Genomic DNA, 17,248 nt, shown 5'->3' with positions numbered 1-17,248 from the left:
AAATTTATGGATTTCTTTACTAAAATTCCAGTAATGGATAGGACAGCCTTAAGAGAGTTAAAAAAAGGTATTGATTTTAGCTTTAAAGAATTTTCACGAGCGTATGGTGATGGGATAGAAGGTTTTTTTGATCCCCTATTATATTTTTTAATTTGGCTAGAAAAACTTTTAGTAAATAGTCCTTGGCCAATCGTTATTGCAGTTTTTGCAATATTAGCATGGATAGGTTCAAGAAGTATAAAATTAACTATTGGAACGATTGTTTGCTTTTTGATAATTGGTTATTTTGGTATGTGGAAAAACTGTATGGCTACAGTTGCCATTATATCAGTTTCGACTTTAGTTTGTATTGTAGTTGGGATTCCAATTGGAATTTTAATGTCTAAATCTTCAAGAGCAGAAAAAGCAATTTTACCTATATTAGATATGATGCAAACTATTCCAAGTTTTGTTTATTTAATTCCTATAATCATGCTACTCGGTATAGGAAAAGTTCCAGGGCTTTTAGCTGTTTGTATTTATGCCTTACCTCCAATAGTAAGGCTAACCAATCTGGGGATTAGAGAAGTAGATAAAGAAACTCTTGAAGCAAGTGAGGCATTTGGAGCAACTCCAATGCAGAAACTTAAATCTGTTCAAATTCCATTGTCACTTCCAACAATTTTTGCTGGGATTAACCAAACAATTATGATGGCTTTAGCAATGGTTGTGATTGCATCTATGATAGGTGTAAAAGGTCTTGGAGTGCCTATTTTACAAGCAATTTCTAACCAATATTTAGCACTAGGAATGATGAATGGTTTAGCAATTGTAGCCTTAGCAATTATTTTCGACAGGGTCACTCAGCAGTACGGACAAAGAATTCAAAAGCACAGAGGTCAGCTGAAGAAGTAACTTTGGCTCAAACGAATTTTCTAGACTCATATTTCAAAATCAATAAAGATCCGAATTATGAATTTTTCTTTGGAGATAGGTCCTAAAACAGATCTTGAAACTGTACCTCCATTAAGTGATGTCTATATCACTATGCTTCCAGGAGGAGATTATAAAGAAACTGCAGATAAAGCAGCTGAGCTCGTAAAAAAAGGATTTAATCCAGTTCCACATTTTCCAGCAAGATCTATGGGAAATGAAAATGAGCTTAAGGATTATGTTACACGATGTAAAGATGCAGGCGTCAAACAAGCTTTAATTATTGGAGGAGGAAGAGAGCCTCTTGGAAAATTTAATAGTTCATTTCAACTTTTAGAAACAGGTTATTTTGAAAAAATGAAAATAGGAATAGCTGGACATCCTGAAGGGAGTCCTGATATATCCGACACAGATTTAGAAAAAGCAATGATAGATAAAAAGCCTTACGCTGATTATATAGTAACTCAATGGTTATTAGATCCTCAGCCTATTATTGATTTTATTTCTAAACAAAGCGTACCAGTGCATGTTGGAATTACTGGGCCCTTAAAAATATCTAGCTTAATTAAATTTGCTAATATTGTTGGGGCAAAAAATTCCTTAAACTTTCTTAAATCTAATTTTAGTAAGGCGTTAGATTTATTGAAACCTAAAGACCCTAATGATTTAATTGGGAAAGTTAAATCGCACACTGATAACTTCCACATTTATACATTCGGCGGCTTGAAGGAAACTAACAAGTGGTTGAGGGAGAATAGTTATGTCTAATGAATTTGACTATACTAAATTAAAACATGTTACTTCTGTTGATCAGTCAGACAGAGAAGTACCATACAACTTAAGACAAAGTGGGCCAACAAAAGTTGAAATGTTAATTTCAACAAGGGTAAGAAAATCACCTTATTGGCATTTATCAATGCAGGCAGGTTGTTGGAGAGCAACTGTATACAATCGTATTTATCACCCAAGAGGTTATGTAAAACCTGAAGATGGTGGAGCTATGGTTGAATACGATGCTATCGTAAACCATGTAACAATGTGGAACGTTGCTGTTGAAAGACAAATAAGAGTTAAGGGTCCAGATGCAGAAAAATTTACTGATTATGTGATCACTAGAGATGCAACTAAAATTTCGCCAATGAGAGCGAGGTATGTAATCCTATGTAATGCTTATGGTGGAGTTTTAAATGATCCAATTCTTTTAAGAATTTCTAAAGATGAATTTTGGTTTTCATTATCAGATTCTGATATTGGTTTATATCTTCAAGGTGTAAATGCAGATGGAAGATTTGATTGTAAAATTGAAGAAATTGATGTGAGCCCAGTTCAAATTCAAGGTCCTAAATCAAAAGCATTAATGAAAGATTTATGCGGAGATCAAGTAGATTTCGATAATATGCCTTTCTACGGATTAGCTGAAGCAAAAGTTGGTGGTAGAGATGTTGTGATTTCACAATCTGGTTTCTCGGGAGAAGCTGGTTATGAAATTTATTTAAGAAACTCTACTTTATATGCTGAAGATATGTGGAATGCTGTACTTGAAGCTGGAAAAAAACACAGCTTGATGGTCATTGCTCCTGCTCACCACAGAAGAATTCAAGCAGGAATTCTTTCATGGGGACAAGACATGGATCAACAACACAATCCGTTCCAATGTAATTTGGGTTATCAAGTTTCTTTGTCTGGAAAAGGAGAATGGAACAAAACCGCTGATTATGTTGGTAAGGCTGCACTAGAAAAGATGAAAGAGGAATTAAAAGCAGGCAAAAAACCATACAAACTCCAACTAGTTGGTATGGAATTAGGTGGTAAACCTATTGATAATTATGCGCCTGACTTTTGGTTAGTTTCTCCTGAAAGTGGTGGAGATCCAGTTGGATTTTTAACATCACCATGGTGGCATCCTGAAAAGAAAACAAACATTGCAATGGGATATGTTCCTTTTGATGGAACATTAAATGCAAATGGTTTTCCAAAAGGAAAAGTAGGAACTAAATATAAAGTTCATCTACCTGCAGAATATTCAGAAACTCCAGGAACACCTGTTGATGCTGTAGTAGTGGATATTCCATTCAAAGAGTCTTTCAACGCAAACACAAGAGAAGTTGTAAAAGGCTAAGTTTATTTAGGGGGAGTTATTTAAACTCCCCCAAATTTCAATGACAAAAGGGTTTTTAATAGCAATTTGCATTATTATTGCGATTGCTTTAATAGTATTTCCATTAATTGTTTCATATAAAGCTCAAAAAAATAAAAGAGATAAAAATTAATGTTTGGTGAATTTTTAAATATAGTTTTCAAATCAATAAAATTAGATAAAACACTTTATTCTGATAACAGAAATTTTGGTGAAGCTTCCATATATTTTGCAGGCTTAATAATGATTTTAGATGGAGTTGCTGGCGCAGTAGCAGCTAACACTGTCATTAAAACAGCAATAGGAATGTCGGGTCTAACAGCAATTGTCACTTGGTTGATATGGGCGATCTTTATTTTTGTAATAGGTGTTAAACTTTTTCCAGATAAACAAACCAAAGTATCATTTAAAAAAGTTTTAACCGCAGTTGGTTTTGCTCATGCTCCTGGTTTACTAAGATTTTTTGCAGTAACTCCAGATTTAATGATACCTATAATTTTTCTTACTCAATTTTGGATTTTTGCAGGTTTAATCATTTCAACAAAAGAAATTTTAAATTTAAAATCTAATTTTAAATCTTTTGGTATAGTCTTATTATCTTTTTTGATAATAGCTTTTCTATCAATCACGTTCGTGATGAGTAGAATGAATATGCTTCCAACCAATCAGATTAGCTAGATTGGAAAAATAGTCTTTGAAACTCTACAAGATTTACAAATTTTAAAACCAGTTAAGATTAAATTTTGAGATACACTCTCATCCTCTTCTTTACACTCATCACAAATATTATTTAAATCTTCACTGTTATCTTGATCCTTAATTTCATCAAAATTATCAGTCATTATCTGTTAGGCCTGCACCTGCCCCACCTTGTTTTAAACTCTCAGATTCTTCAACAAAAGTATCTTCAGATAATTTATACAAATTCTTCCACTCTTCCTCCGTAAAGTTATCAATATTTTCTAGAAAACTGATCTCTAAATGATTTGCAATAGACGGAAATTCGTTATTAGGAATATTAGAATAGATATTTAAATTTAGATTTAAAATAATTTCTTTTTTATCAAGATTTATATGAATTTTTTTACCAATAATTTCTGATGCTCTACTTACAAAAGCTAAAAATATTGAAGGGTAAGCAACATTATTTAATTCAATTTTTTTTAAGAATTCTAGAGATTTTGATTGATCTAAAAAACTAACTCCAAGAATAATTGGACAATAAGATTTTGCTGGAGGTTGATTTTTTTCTAATATTAAATTTAAATTTTGAAAACTATTTTCTTTCCTTTGAGAAAAATATTTATTTATATGTTTAATACCTGGAAGACCAAAGGACTCTAATAGTCTTACGCTCTTTGCTGTTTCTTCAGCAATTCCCCATGAATATCCGCTAGCTTTAGTTGCTCTTTTAACAGTGGTTTCGATTTCACTTAATGATTTCATGTTAAATGTTGGTTTTATAAACCCACTGCTCATCATAATTTTTTAATTCATGAGGTAATGGTGCTCCTTGAAACATACAAATTCTTAACCACTTGTCAGATCTTGGGTCAAATTTTAACGCCCCAAAGAAAGATAGCTTCAATCTCAACATATCTATAGGCATTATGTTTTTACCAATTGTATTATCTTGAATTTCTGAATAAGGAAATTTTTCAACTATAAAAACCCTTCTAATAACATGTCTTAAATCAGAGTTTTTTATTAAAAAGTCAGATACGGTTTGACTATTTTTAGAAACCAATAATATTTCGTAAAGTTTTTTTATATCCCTAGCTATGGCTAAAGGTTGTTCTAATTCAGAACCATGTTCTTCAAATCTATCGGCTAATCTTGGCTCTTCTTTATTTTTTGAGATAAACCAAAAATTTTGATTATTTTCTTTTTTTTCAAAATTTATTTCTAATATATTTGGATATTTTTTCTCAATTATATTTCTTAAATCTTCAACAGTCCGATGAGTTGGTATGTTAAAATATTTTTCTTCATCAGAGCTCATTTCTTTTACTAAAGGTTCAGTTATTTCACTGTATGGTTCCATCATGATGGATACTATGTATTCAATACATTCTTCACATGTTTCTTTCTCAAGCCACTTATAAATACTGTTGAAAGGATATTCTCTTATAAAATCAAAATCATTCTCAATGAATTTCAAAAATTTTTGAACATCTTTTAGTAAATTATTAATTTTTTTTTTTTGATATTCACTATCAGTGTTCCAACTTGTAATGTTTGTTAGTGATTTTTTTACACAATCAATAAAAAGTTCACTATCCTTTTTATTTACATTTTGAATTTCTCTAATTTTTTTTAAAGCTATTTCTCTACTTAAGATCCAGTTATTTAAAAGTGTTGGATGATTAACAATAAAAGGTGCCATTCCTAATCCAGTAGAATTTCCAATACCTAGATTTTTAGAGATTCGCTCGTCTAGTTTGACTGCTTTTTTTGGATTCTTATGATAAGCAACATGATTTACTTGGTCAAAAGTGAACTGTCTTACAAGATAAACCAGCATCATTTCTAATCTAAATGGTCCGTTAATTTCCTCACGATTTTTTATTCTAAACCTATCTGCTAAACCAAATTTACCAGATCCATAAACAGCAGTAGTTCTGTATAAATAACCAACTTTTGACAATAAATTTAAATCTGGTTGTAATCCTTGACTTAAACTCTCTGTTACATGATTAAATAATCGTACAGATTTATTCGCTCTTGATAATGTAAGTTCTTTATAAGAAAGTCTTCCAACTTCTTGTTTGGGAACTTCATTTTTCAATCTTTCAATATCTTTTTTACCTGGTACTCCATCATGAAGAGTAAAAGCCGCATCCCATTTAGTAGCTATAACTCTGTCTGATCTTTCCTCATCTTTAATATGATTTGCAAAACAAACTAAAGAATAAACTCTTTTGTCTTTTTTAAACGAATATACTGCCTCACCATAACCATTTTCATCTAAATTAAACAAATCTTGTTTATATTCCCAGTCTTTAAATTCATTCAAAAAACTTCTTAAAAAAGATAATTTAGATTGATGAAAAGATCCCAAACGAGATAACTTCATAATAGTATTTGGGTCTCTTAGTTCTACTTGCATAACTTAAATTGATTTATAAAAATTGTACCAATTATTTCCTAGTATCCCATGTGTCTCATCATCTGAAAATCCAATCTTTTTGAGACCTTTTTCTATATTTGCAAATCCTCTTGTGTCTTCAAACCAATTAGGTTGTTTTGGAAAGCCTGGTTTATTTTTTGATCCTTCTCCGTAATTTTTAGTTTTGGTCCAAGTACCATTTCTCATCCACTCAACTACACTGTCGGGTTGATCAAGACAAAGATCTGACCCTATACCAATTTTACTTGCTCCCATAATTTCTGCAGTCTTTGCCACCATTTCACAAAAACTATCAAGAGTACAATTAGTATTTTCTTTCAAATGATGTGGATATAAAGATAAACCTAACATTCCTCCACTATCACTGAGCATCTTAAGCAAATCTGAAGACTTGTTTCTTTTTGCAGCATGCCAAAAAGAAGGGTTAGCATGTGTAATCGCAATTGGTTTTTCACTTATTTCAATTGCATCCATTGTACTTTTTTCTGCAGAATGAGACATATCAACAACGATGCCTACTCTATTCATTTCTTTTATTGCTTCTCTTCCAAAATTAGTTACTCCGCTATCAATTTTTTCATAGCAACCAGTAGCAAGAAGAGATTGATTGTTGTAAGTTAGTTGCATAAATCTGCATCCAAGTTCATGAACTTTTTCAACCAAACCTATGTCATCCTCAATTGGTGAACAATTTTGAAAACCAAAAAATATTGCAGTTTTGTTTTCAAGCTTTGCTTTTTCAATATCTTTAAAATCTTTTCCCAGAAATATAAGATCAGAATTAGCTTCGAAAATTTTTTCCCACTTATTTAATTCTATTAGTAGTTCATCATAATCTTCATGATAAACTATGGTTACATGAACTGCATCTAAACCTGCAGCTCTGTTTGTTTCAAAAATTTTTCTAGACCAATTGCAATATTGCAAATTATCGATTTTAAAATTCATAACGAAATAAGATTAATCAATCTAAATTGAAATACTATTAATTTTATTGAAATTTTTGATTAATTTTGAAATAAACAAGAGAGCCATTTTCATGAAAAAAAATACTAATAAAAAAGTTTCAATAGTTATGGGTAGTCAATCAGACTACAAAACTATGCAATTAGCAGAAAAAACTCTTAAACAATTAGGTGTCTCGTTTGAAACCAAAATTGTTTCTGCTCATCGTACCCCAAAGAGAATGTACGATTTTGCATTAAAGGCAGAAAAAAATAATATTGGGGTAATTATTGCTGGAGCTGGTGGATCAGCACATTTGCCAGGAATGATTTCTGCATTAACTCAAATTCCAGTTCTGGGTGTACCGATTGAAAGTAAAAAATTAAAAGGTTTAGATAGTTTGCTTTCGATTGCTCAAATGCCAAAAGGGATTCCTGTCGGTACTTTAGCAATTGGAGAAGATGGCGCTATTAATGCTGCATTACTTGCAGCTGAAATAATGGCTATTAATAATTCTTCGATCAAAAATAAGTTAAAAAGTTGGAGATCAAACCAAACTAAATCTGTTAAAAAAGCTCCAAAATAAAATGTCTAATATTACTCTTGGGATTATTGGGGGCGGCCAATTAGGAAGTATGCTTGCAATTGCTGCAAAAAAATTAGGGATAAAGATAATAATTTTTTGTGATGATTTGGAAGCACCAGCTCAAAATTTTTGTGACGAATTTATTGGTGCAAATTATGACGATAAAGAAAAAATAAATGAATTTGTAAACAAAGTTGATATCGTAACTTATGAATTCGAAAACATTCCATATGAAACGTTAAATGATATCAACAAGTTAAAACCAGTTTTACCAAAACCTTCAGTAAATAGATTAATTCAACATAGGTTAGCAGAAAAAGATTTTGTAAATAAATTAAATATAAGAACAACTAGATACGTCTCAGTTGAAAATCAATCTGATATTGATGTCCTTGAAGATTTTTTACCAGGTATAATTAAAACTACAACATTAGGTTATGACGGTAAAGGACAACACCCTGTCTCATCATCAGAAGAATTAAAAAATCTTAAATTAGATTTATCAAGAGGATACATTTTAGAAAAATTAGTCAAACTTAAAAAAGAAATATCAATAATAATAACAAGGTTTAGTAATAATAAATATGAAATCTATGAACCTATAGAAAATACTCATGAAGATCAGATCTTAAAACATTCCAAGATACCTGCAGATATAAATGAAAAAATATTTAATCAATCTAAAGATTGGGCAATACTTATTGCTGAAGAACTTAAATATGTTGGCACTCTATGTGTAGAATTTTTTATAGATAGAAATGATAATCTTTATGTAAATGAAATTGCTCCAAGGGTTCATAATTCTGGACATTTAACAATTAATGCTTTTAATGTAAGTCAATTTGAAAATCACATCAGAGCTGTTTGTGGACTTGAACAGATACCTTTAAAAAAATTATCAAATGCAAAAATGATAAATTTACTTGGAGATCAAATATCTCACTATAGAAATTCTCCAAAACTTAAAGATAATGAATTCTTTTTTGATTATTTAAAAAAAGAAATTAAAGATAAAAGAAAAATGGGTCATATCACTATTCTGGAATAATATGTTAAAATCAATTGAAGGAAATTTTGATGATCCAGAAGTTCACAAACTTTTAACTAAGCATTTTGTTGAGCTTAGAGCTGCCTCACCAGAGGGAAGTGCTCATGTTTTAGACATCCCTGGTCTTAGAGTTCCATCGATTAAATTCTGGAGTTTATATAACAATGATCAATTAATGGGATGTGGTGCATTAAAATTTTTAGATGAGGGTCATGGAGAATTTAAATCAATTAGAATTCATGACAATTTTAGAAAAAAAGGACACGGTGTTATTGTTATTAATCATCTAATAAGTGAGGCAAAAAAATTAGATATTAAAAGATTAAGTATTGAAACAGGTGCTGGAAATTTTTTTATTCCTGCTAGAAAACTCTTTAAATCTTGTGGTTTTGAGCCTTGTGAACCTTTTGCTCATTATAAAGAAGATGTTAATTCTGTTTATTTGACTAAATTGATTGCTACAGATTGACAATAAGATCGAATAATTTCTCTATTTTGTTGACAAAACCCGTTAAAATCTAAAGAAAGCCGAAATTACTTAATTATAAATTTTAAGTAATAATTAATATAACAAAAAGTAAGAAGAAATAATATGAGTCTAACAGGTAAAGTAAAATGGTTCAATCCAACCAAAGGTTTTGGTTTTATTGAAAGAGAAGACAAAGAAAAAGATGTGTTTGTACATGTTTCAGCAGTAAGAGATGCTGGTATGAACGGTTTAGATGAGGGTCAAGCTTTGACTTTCGATGTTGAAGATGGTCCTAAAGGTCCTTCAGCAGTTAACTTAAAAACTGCATAATTTCACACTTCCTATTGGCTGAAAAAATTTTATTTTTTAAAAAAAAATTTTATTCAGCCAGTACCAAATCTTATAAAAAACAACTTTTAGTCAAAAAAATTAATTATATAAGTTGTATTTAAAATTATAAAAAATTTATGATCGGAATTTTAGGTGGAATGGGTACTCAAGCTGGTCTTGATTTTTGCAATAAGCTTGCAGTATTAAACAGGGGTAAAATTGATCAAGAGTATCCTTTATTTGTTTTGTATAACAAATCAAATATTCCTGGAAGACCAGAGTCTATAGGTACTCAAACAAAAAACTTATCAAATCTAAATACAAACAAATCCAATAAAACAAAATATAATAAAGTTTTAAAGAGTCTTCTTCAGGGCTGTAAGTTATTAGAAAAGAATAAATGCAAATTTATTGTTATTCCATGTAATACAGCACATTACTGGTTTGATGATCTACAAAAAAAAATCAATATCCCAATTATAAATATGCCAAAAGAAGTTTTTAAATTTACAAAAAAGAATTGTAAAAAAAATTCAAAAGTTGGTTTATTGGCTACTGAGGGTACTTTAAAAACCGGAGTGTATAATAAATTTTTTGATCAAAACTATCAATTAGTTAACCCATCTGAAAATCTTCAAAAAAATTCAGTAAATAAAGCAATCAAGTTTGTAAAAATGGGTAATGTTAGAGCTGCTGAAAAAGCTATCAAACCAGCTATAAAATATTTACTTAAAATGAAATGTAAAAAAATAATTTTAGGTTGTACTGAGTTGCCAATTGCAATATTTGCTTTTAAATCATTCAAGAATATTAAATCATCTAAGATATTTTTGGATCCAAATTTAATTCTTGCCCACTCTGCGATGCAGAAACACAAAAGATAAATCGTGACATCTAAAATTGATAAGCCCTACGTTTTAAGAGTTGCTGAACTAATATATTCTAAAATTATTCAGATAAAAAACCAAAATCCAGAAATTAATAACATTCAAGCATTTGAAATTTTTATGACAACAAAAGATTATGATTTAATTAGTTCAGGAGAATTTCATGAAAAATGGATATCAGAATTAAAAGAAAACAATTTTATTGATAAAATTACAGGTAAAAAAATTAACGAAGAAACACTAAGGCTTTTGGAAATTCAAAAAGATTCAATGGTTAAATTTTTGCTAAAGATACCAAAATTATATTATACAAAAACTCATTTCCCTCTAGAAATATCTCAAAGAGCCTTTAATCATCTCTGGAGAGTTTGTGAAAGTTATGAGATGTGGTGTAAAGAAACTAAACAAACAAAATTAATTAAATTAAATCTTAATTAATTTAACATTAGTTTTTTTTAACTTCCTTAAGTCCTTCAATAAATTTTTTTATATCAGCTATAAAGTTGTTTGTACCATTAGTGGTTTCAACAGTTTCTTTGAAATGTGTGATAGGATATTTACCTGTCTCTTTTTTAACAGCTTTATTGGCTCCATAATGAAATCCTGCTTGCGCAACATTTCCTGTAGAAATAATTGTTATTCCTGGACCAAGAAGAGCAGAAGATTGAAAACAACCTGTTAAAAAAATAAAACTAAAAAGAATAAAATATAATTTTAATTTTCTCATAGACAGATGCTTCAAAAGTTATACATCTGAAGTTTCAACTCAAGATAGAATTTGTTCAAATTGAGTTTTATTATCGAGACTATGAATATTATTAATTTATAAAACAAAAATGGTTAAAATTTTTCCATTTATTTTTATTCTGCTTTGGTCATCAGCATTTATAACTACAAAACCAATCATTGATTACAGCGATCCTTTTGCTGCATTAGCCTTTAGATTTGCACTAGTAGCATTTGGTTTTTTAATTTTTTCTATCTATTCAAGGCAGAAAATAATTGTAAGTAAGAAAAATTTTTTACAATCTTTTTTCAGTGGAGTTCTTTTTCATGGATTTTATTTAGGAGGTGTTTTTTACTCAATTTCTATTGGAATGCCTACTGGCCTTGCTGCTTTAATTGTAACACTTCAACCAATACTAACTAACGCATTAAGTGGACCAATACTAAAAGAAAAAGTTTCTGTTAAACAATGGGCGGGTGTTTTACTGGGATTTGTTGGAGCATCAATGGTTCTAGGTTTTGAAATAGGATCAAAAATTCCAACTGCTGGATTAATTGCAACGATTATAGCTTTGATAGCAATAACAAGTTCAACTCTTTGGCAAAAAACAATAAGCAACAACCTGCCCTTATCAGTAAGTAATATGAACCAAGCACTTGGAGGATTTTCATTTCATTTGTTAATTATAATTTTTTTTGTTGAACCTTATATTGAATTTTCAAAAACATTTATTATTGCGATGAGTCATCAAATTTTTTTAGTATCCTTTGGAGCATTCACAATACTTATGTTCTTAATTAAAAAAAATTCCGCAAGCAAAACGGTTTCGATATTTTTTTTAATTCCTCCCACATCTGCGTTCATGGCATGGTTATTTTTAAATGAGAAATTATCTAATTTAGATCTTTTAGGATTTTTTATAGCTACTATTGGTGTTTATATTGCTACTAGAGATAAATAATTACTTTGCAATATATCCAAATTCTAAAGATGCGTCTGTTATTGAGTGATAAAGAGATTCACCAAAACTTCTTAATCCAAATATTCTAAATTTATCCGGATCGTCATCAAGCATATCTATAGTAACCGACATTCCGTTATAAGTAGAATTTAAACATTGATTTTTTTCTAGCTCACCAAAATTAAATGGGCATCCTTTTTTTAAAACTTCCTTAGCCTCTTTACCTTCAATTTCAATTATTGCTTTTGAATGAGATATATCTGTTATTGCAAATTCATTATCATTAAATTTTTGCTCTATTTCATTTAAAGTGTCCTTTTTCTTAGAAACTAAAATCCAATTTCTTGGACCGTTCCAAAGTATCCTTGTGTTATCATTGGAGCTAACTAAAGATGGATTATCTCTTAAATTTAGACCATCTACCTGCATATTGTCTAATGATGAGTTTGAACTTTTATACTGAACTATCTGTACAATTAATAAATTAGTAGTTTCAGATATTGAAAGTAAATTTTTATCATCTTTACCTTCAAAATCTCCAAATTGACCTTTTGCATGCACATTATTTAAAGCTGAAATTAAACTCATGATCTAACTCTTTCTCCTTTTGGATCAACATAATGTGATGAAACTATTTCTACTGGAATAACTTTGTTTTTTAATGGAGACATTACAAATAATTTTTCTCCAATCATATTTTTTCCATCTTTTAATATTGCTAGTGAAAATGGATTATCATGCTCTACACTCCAACAAGAGGCTGAGATATGACCTAATTTTTTATTCGGCAAAGGAGCATTAGCGTCTTTAACTAAGTGTGAACCTTCTGGAATACTAGTTTTTTTATCCAATGGAACAACGCCTACAATTCGCTGTCTATCTTCAGCTACAAAAGCTGCTCTCTGCAATGATCTTTTTCCAATAAAGTCTTTCTTTTTACTCAATAACCCTTCTAATGCATTATCGTAAGGAATTGTTCTTCCATCTAATTCAGAACCTGCAACATGCCCCATTTCAATTCTAAGTGTAGACAGTGCTTCAGTTCCATATGGTTGAATTTGAAACTCTTCTCCAAGTTCAATTATTTTTTCCCACATAAATGTTCCGTTATCAGACTCAACATTAACTTCGTAAGCTAATTCACCTGAGAATGAAATTCTGAAGATTCTAGCTTTAACACCAAATAAATCACCCTCGACATATCCCATAAACGGAAGACCTTCATTAGATACATCTGTTTTAGGGAACAATTTCTGTAATAAATCTCTTGATTTAGGACCAGCTATGGCAGCTCCTGCCCATTGCTCAGTTGTTGAAACTACATTTACGTTAAGTTCAGGCCAAACAAGTTGCAAATAATACTCTAAATGCGAAAGCACATTAGCTGCTTGAGCAGTAGTTGTCGTCATGTGATAGTGGTTTTCTGAAATTCTAGTAGTTGTACCATCATCCATCACTATCCCATCTTCTCTTAACATCACTCCATATCTTGCTTTTCCAATAGGTAACTTCAACCATGCATTTGTGTATACTCTGTTTAAAAATTCAGCAGCATCAGGACCCTTAACATCAATCTTACCAAGAGTTGTCACATCACAAACACCAACGTTTGTTCTTACATTTTTCGCTTCTCTTTTTGATGCTTCGAACAAAGTTTCGTTTCCTCTTTTATAATATCTTGGTCTTAACCAAACTCCTGCATCAACAAAAACAGCGTTATGCTCTTCATGCCAATTGTGAATTGGAGATTTTCTAGTTGGTTTTGAATGCTTTCCTACTTCTCTACCAACAATAGCACCAATAGAAATAGGAGTATAAGGAGGTCTAAAAGTAGTGTGGCCAACGGACGGAACAACTTTATTTTCAATCTCAGATACTAATTGCAATCCATTTAAATTACTTGTTTTTCCTTGGTCTGTTGCCATACCTAGAGTGGTATACCTTTTTACATGTTCAATTGATCTATAACCTTCTCTTAATGCAATCTCTACATCAGAAACAGCAACATCATTTTGGAAATCTAAAAATCTTTTATAACTTTTACCTTTTGGTAATGGAACGCACCAAAACTTATCGTGTTTAGAATATTTTTTTTCAACTACATTTGGAATAGATATTTCATTATCTTTATCGGTAATTTTTTTTGATAGTTCTTTTCCTTTTTCATAGGATGTTTTTAAAGTTTCTTCTAGAGTAAACACACCATTAGCAGCACCTAAAGTTGTTTCATTTTGTTTTGAAGCTCCTGGAACAAACGCATCTATCTCTTCATTAAATTTAGTTTTATTTCCTGATTGTGAAGCCAAATGAATTGTAGGTGTCCAAAATCCAGAAACACATATACAGTCACAGTTTATATTTTCTATTTTGCCAAGTGTTTTCTTGTCTTCAGAAATAGTTGCTACATCAGCTGATTTTACTTTTTTATAACCTTGTGCTGCAACTACTACATATGAATTTTTAATATTAATTCCTAAATTTTTTGCTTCATCAATAATTTCTGATTGTGGATTTGATCTTGAATCTAAAACTATAGGCTCAACTCCATATTTTTTAAATTCAATTGCAGTTTCATAGCCACTATCATTGTTTGTAAATACCAAAGGTTTTTTTCCAACCAAGACACCATAAACTTTTAAATATTCTTTAGCTGCAGATGAAAGCATTACTCCTGGAGTATCATTATTTCCAAAAACAATTGGTCTTTCAATTGATCCAGATGAAATTAAAACTTCTTTTGCTCTAATGTACCAAAGTCTTTTGTTTGGATGATATTTTTTAGTTTTAGGTAAATGATCACTAACTTTTTCAGACATTACCAACATGTTGTGATCATAATATCCAAAAACTTGAGATCTATTTTTTACGATTACATTTGGCATCTCTTTCAATTCTGAAATAATACCGTCCGCCCAATCTTTTCCAGATTGGTTACCAATATTCACATCACTCGTTAATAATGAACCACCATATCTTGGTTTGTCCTCAGCCAAAATTACTTTAGCTCCATTTTTCGCTGCAGAATACGCACTCGCTAAACCTGATGGTCCAGATCCAGCTATTAAAAGATCGCAATACTCATATTTATGTTCGTATCTTTCTTTATCATGTTTTGTTGATGCTACTCCTAATCCAGCTGCTTTTCTAATAAATGGCTCATAAATTTTGTACCAAAAGCTTTTTGGCCACATAAAAGTTTTATAATAAAATCCAGCAGGTAAAAATATTTTTAAAAAATTGTTTATGGCTCCAATATCAAAGTTAACACTTGGCCAACAATTAACGCTGCTTGCCTCTAATCCTTCAAATAATTCTTGTTCGGTTGCTTTAATATTTGGCTCCGTTTCACCATTTCTATAAAGTTGAACAACAGCGTAAGGTTCATCAACTCCTGCACCAAAAAACCCTCTAGGTCTGTGATATTTAAAGCTTCTACCAATTAAATGAACACCATTTGCCAGTAAAGCTGAAGCTAATGTATCACCTTCATATCCAAAATAAGATGTACCGTTGAACTTAAAAGAAATTTTTTTATTTCTATTTATTAAGCCACATTTTTCTATTCGATAACTCTGAGCCATTAAGCAATCTCTTCGTTAGCTTTATAAGTTTTAAAAATTTCGTGTGTTGCAGTATCTCTTTCAACTTTTATCCACTGTCTGCAACCAGATAAATGCTGCCAAAGTTCTAAATGTTTTCCTCTGGGACTAACTCTATTGTATACGAAATTATCCCATTCTTGATCTGTAACTTCTTTATTTAGTTCTGGTCTTTTAACAGTAGCATCTCCACCATAAGAAAATTCATTTTGAGATCTCATTCCACAATGTGGGCATTTAATATGTAACATTTATGAAATCCAAGTTTTTGTACCAAGACCTTTTTCATCAATAAGATGACCAGTACTAAATCTGTTCAAACTGTATCCTGCATTTAATTCATGAACTCTATCTTGAGCAATAGTATGTGCAAATGTCCATCCTGATGCTGGAGTTGCTTTAAAGCCTCCGTAGCACCATCCACAATTTAAATACAAACCATCAATATGAGTTTTATCAATTATTGGTGAACCATCCATTGACATGTCCATGATCCCACCCCAAGTTCTTAGCATTTTTAATTTACTTAAAAACGGCATCATCGCAACTCCTTCAGTTAAAACATGTTGTAATGTTGGAAGATTACCTCTTTGAGCATAACTATTGTAACCATCAAGGTCTCCACCCATTACCATTTCACCTTTATCTGATTGACTAATATAAAAGTGACCTGCACCAAAAGTTACAACTTTATCTAAAACTGGCTTCACTGGTTCAGAAACACAAGCTTGTAAAAGATGAGTTTCAATTGGCAAAGTCATATTTAATTTTTCTGCTAAAATATTTGTGCTACCAGCAACGCATAGACCAACTTTCTTTGCCTTAATATTTCCTCTCGATGTTCTTATCCCTTTTATTTTTCCTGCAGAAACATCAAAACCTGTAACTTCACAATTTTGAATTATATCTACCCCCATAGAGTCTGCTTGACGTGCATACCCCCAAGCAACTGCATCATGACGAGCGGTTCCGGCACTTGGTTGCATCAATCCACCAAAGATTGGAAACCTTACGTTATCTGAAAAATCAGCCATTGGAATTAATTCTTTTACTTCTTCTCTATTCAAAAGAACTGCATCAATTCCGTTTAATCTCATCGAATTTCCTCTTCTTGCATATGCATTCATTTGTGCATCTGAGTGTGCAAGATTAATAATTCCTCTTGGAGAAAACATTACGTTGTAATTTAAGTCCTGACTCATCTTTCTCCATAGATCCATTCCAAACTCACTGAAAAGACCATTTTCATCATGCATGTAGTTTGATCTAATAATTGTAGTGTTACGTCCAACATTTCCACCGCCAATCCATCCTTTTTCAATGATGGCTACTTTTGTAATTTGATGTTCTTTAGCTAGATAATATGCGGTAGCTAAACCATGACCACCACCCCCAATGATAACAACATCGTACTCTTCTTTAGGATTTGGATCTTTCCAAGCTAAATCCCAATTTTGATGACCTGTTAATGCATTTTTAACCAAGCTAAAAATAGAATACTTTTGCATATTAGAATT

At 30.9% G+C, this 17,248-nt stretch carries 20 protein-coding genes; 11 read left to right on the top strand and 9 right to left on the bottom strand.

Features of this window, described 5'->3' with window-relative positions; genetic code table 11:
* Nucleotides 1-6 precede the first annotated feature (6 nt).
* The 4 genes from ACTTAO_RS05780 to ACTTAO_RS05765 all read left to right on the top strand — a co-directional run bounded on the left by ACTTAO_RS05780 (nucleotide 7) and on the right by ACTTAO_RS05765 (nucleotide 3,727).
* On the top strand, nucleotides 7-894 hold the full coding sequence (locus tag ACTTAO_RS05780) for an ABC transporter permease (RefSeq protein WP_440614127.1): 888 nt from the start codon (nucleotides 7-9) through the stop codon (nucleotides 892-894).
* Between the two features lie 57 nt (nucleotides 895-951).
* Nucleotides 952-1,680, top strand: coding sequence for a methylenetetrahydrofolate reductase (locus ACTTAO_RS05775; protein WP_440691353.1), 729 nt, complete (start codon nucleotides 952-954; stop codon nucleotides 1,678-1,680).
* On the top strand, nucleotides 1,673-3,031 hold the full coding sequence (locus ACTTAO_RS05770; RefSeq protein WP_440691351.1) for an aminomethyl transferase family protein: 1,359 nt from the start codon (nucleotides 1,673-1,675) through the stop codon (nucleotides 3,029-3,031). Before ACTTAO_RS05775 ends, ACTTAO_RS05770 begins: the two co-directional genes overlap by 8 nt.
* Nucleotides 3,032-3,181: 150 nt before the next feature.
* On the top strand, nucleotides 3,182-3,727 hold the full coding sequence (locus ACTTAO_RS05765) for a hypothetical protein (RefSeq protein WP_440614125.1): 546 nt from the start codon (nucleotides 3,182-3,184) through the stop codon (nucleotides 3,725-3,727).
* Here ACTTAO_RS05765 and ACTTAO_RS05760 read toward each other — a convergent pair.
* From ACTTAO_RS05760 to ACTTAO_RS05745, 4 genes are read right to left on the bottom strand one after another with little or no spacing between them, the layout of a single operon-like run.
* Entirely contained in the window at nucleotides 3,724-3,891 is a 168-nt protein-coding gene (locus ACTTAO_RS05760) for a hypothetical protein (RefSeq protein ID WP_262590424.1), read from the bottom strand. The genes ACTTAO_RS05765 and ACTTAO_RS05760 overlap by 4 nt on opposite strands.
* Nucleotides 3,884-4,495: a DUF3726 domain-containing protein gene (locus ACTTAO_RS05755; protein WP_440691349.1), complete on the bottom strand. Its 612-nt coding sequence runs from the start codon at nucleotides 4,493-4,495 to the stop codon at nucleotides 3,884-3,886. Before ACTTAO_RS05755 ends, ACTTAO_RS05760 begins: the two co-directional genes overlap by 8 nt.
* Nucleotide 4,496: 1 nt before the next feature.
* Nucleotides 4,497-6,158 carry a hypothetical protein gene (locus tag ACTTAO_RS05750; protein ID WP_440691347.1) on the bottom strand — a complete coding sequence of 554 codons (1,662 nt, stop codon included), beginning with the start codon at nucleotides 6,156-6,158 and terminating at the stop codon, nucleotides 4,497-4,499.
* A gap of 3 nt (nucleotides 6,159-6,161) precedes the next feature.
* Nucleotides 6,162-7,127, bottom strand: coding sequence for a membrane dipeptidase (locus tag ACTTAO_RS05745; RefSeq protein ID WP_440634381.1), 966 nt, complete (start codon nucleotides 7,125-7,127; stop codon nucleotides 6,162-6,164).
* Nucleotides 7,128-7,218: 91 nt separating this feature from the next.
* Between ACTTAO_RS05745 and purE the strand changes: the two genes are divergently transcribed.
* From purE to ACTTAO_RS05715, 6 genes are all read left to right on the top strand, one after another.
* The gene (gene purE / locus ACTTAO_RS05740) at nucleotides 7,219-7,710 is read left to right on the top strand and encodes a 5-(carboxyamino)imidazole ribonucleotide mutase (protein ID WP_440691345.1); all 492 of its coding nucleotides are present in this window, start codon (nucleotides 7,219-7,221) and stop codon (nucleotides 7,708-7,710) included.
* A gap of 1 nt (nucleotide 7,711) precedes the next feature.
* Nucleotides 7,712-8,758, top strand: coding sequence for a 5-(carboxyamino)imidazole ribonucleotide synthase (locus ACTTAO_RS05735; RefSeq protein WP_440691343.1), 1,047 nt, complete (start codon nucleotides 7,712-7,714; stop codon nucleotides 8,756-8,758).
* A 1-nt stretch (nucleotide 8,759) separates the two neighbouring features.
* Complete coding sequence (locus tag ACTTAO_RS05730) at nucleotides 8,760-9,227, top strand: GNAT family N-acetyltransferase (protein WP_440691341.1); 468 nt, start codon at nucleotides 8,760-8,762, stop codon at nucleotides 9,225-9,227.
* A gap of 123 nt (nucleotides 9,228-9,350) precedes the next feature.
* Nucleotides 9,351-9,557: a cold-shock protein gene (locus tag ACTTAO_RS05725; RefSeq protein WP_075506166.1), complete on the top strand. Its 207-nt coding sequence runs from the start codon at nucleotides 9,351-9,353 to the stop codon at nucleotides 9,555-9,557.
* A gap of 137 nt (nucleotides 9,558-9,694) precedes the next feature.
* Nucleotides 9,695-10,441 carry an aspartate/glutamate racemase family protein gene (locus ACTTAO_RS05720; protein WP_440691339.1) on the top strand — a complete coding sequence of 249 codons (747 nt, stop codon included), beginning with the start codon at nucleotides 9,695-9,697 and terminating at the stop codon, nucleotides 10,439-10,441.
* A 3-nt stretch (nucleotides 10,442-10,444) separates the two neighbouring features.
* Nucleotides 10,445-10,882: a hypothetical protein gene (locus tag ACTTAO_RS05715; protein WP_440691338.1), complete on the top strand. Its 438-nt coding sequence runs from the start codon at nucleotides 10,445-10,447 to the stop codon at nucleotides 10,880-10,882.
* Between the two features lie 7 nt (nucleotides 10,883-10,889).
* Here ACTTAO_RS05715 and ACTTAO_RS05710 read toward each other — a convergent pair whose 3' ends face one another.
* Nucleotides 10,890-11,171 carry a hypothetical protein gene (locus ACTTAO_RS05710; protein WP_440691336.1) on the bottom strand — a complete coding sequence of 94 codons (282 nt, stop codon included), beginning with the start codon at nucleotides 11,169-11,171 and terminating at the stop codon, nucleotides 10,890-10,892.
* 109 nt (nucleotides 11,172-11,280) lie between these two features.
* On the opposite strand from ACTTAO_RS05710, the gene ACTTAO_RS05705 reads away from it, so the two are divergent.
* Nucleotides 11,281-12,132, top strand: a complete 852-nt coding sequence (locus tag ACTTAO_RS05705) for a DMT family transporter (RefSeq protein ID WP_440691334.1) — start codon at nucleotides 11,281-11,283, stop codon at nucleotides 12,130-12,132.
* Here the strand turns inward: ACTTAO_RS05705 and ACTTAO_RS05700 are convergent, their stop codons facing one another.
* From ACTTAO_RS05700 to ACTTAO_RS05685, 4 genes are read right to left on the bottom strand one after another with little or no spacing between them, the layout of a single operon-like run.
* The gene (locus tag ACTTAO_RS05700; RefSeq protein ID WP_440691332.1) at nucleotides 12,133-12,720 is read right to left on the bottom strand and encodes a sarcosine oxidase; all 588 of its coding nucleotides are present in this window, start codon (nucleotides 12,718-12,720) and stop codon (nucleotides 12,133-12,135) included.
* Nucleotides 12,717-15,713 (bottom strand): sarcosine oxidase subunit alpha family protein, encoded by a 2,997-nt coding sequence (locus ACTTAO_RS05695; protein WP_440691330.1) that lies wholly within the window; start codon nucleotides 15,711-15,713, stop codon nucleotides 12,717-12,719. Before ACTTAO_RS05695 ends, ACTTAO_RS05700 begins: the two co-directional genes overlap by 4 nt.
* Nucleotides 15,713-15,982, bottom strand: coding sequence for a sarcosine oxidase subunit delta (locus tag ACTTAO_RS05690; RefSeq protein WP_075506172.1), 270 nt, complete (start codon nucleotides 15,980-15,982; stop codon nucleotides 15,713-15,715). The genes ACTTAO_RS05695 and ACTTAO_RS05690 overlap by 1 nt, the downstream gene beginning before the upstream one ends.
* The gene (locus ACTTAO_RS05685; RefSeq protein ID WP_440691328.1) at nucleotides 15,983-17,239 is read right to left on the bottom strand and encodes a sarcosine oxidase subunit beta family protein; all 1,257 of its coding nucleotides are present in this window, start codon (nucleotides 17,237-17,239) and stop codon (nucleotides 15,983-15,985) included.
* Nucleotides 17,240-17,248 lie beyond the last annotated feature (9 nt).

This window comes from Candidatus Pelagibacter sp. HIMB1782, from assembly GCF_052047475.1.
Taxonomy (GTDB): Bacteria; Pseudomonadota; Alphaproteobacteria; order Pelagibacterales; family Pelagibacteraceae; genus Pelagibacter.
Note: the sequence above shows the minus strand (reverse complement) of the source record. Positions and strands in the feature narration are given on the sequence as shown.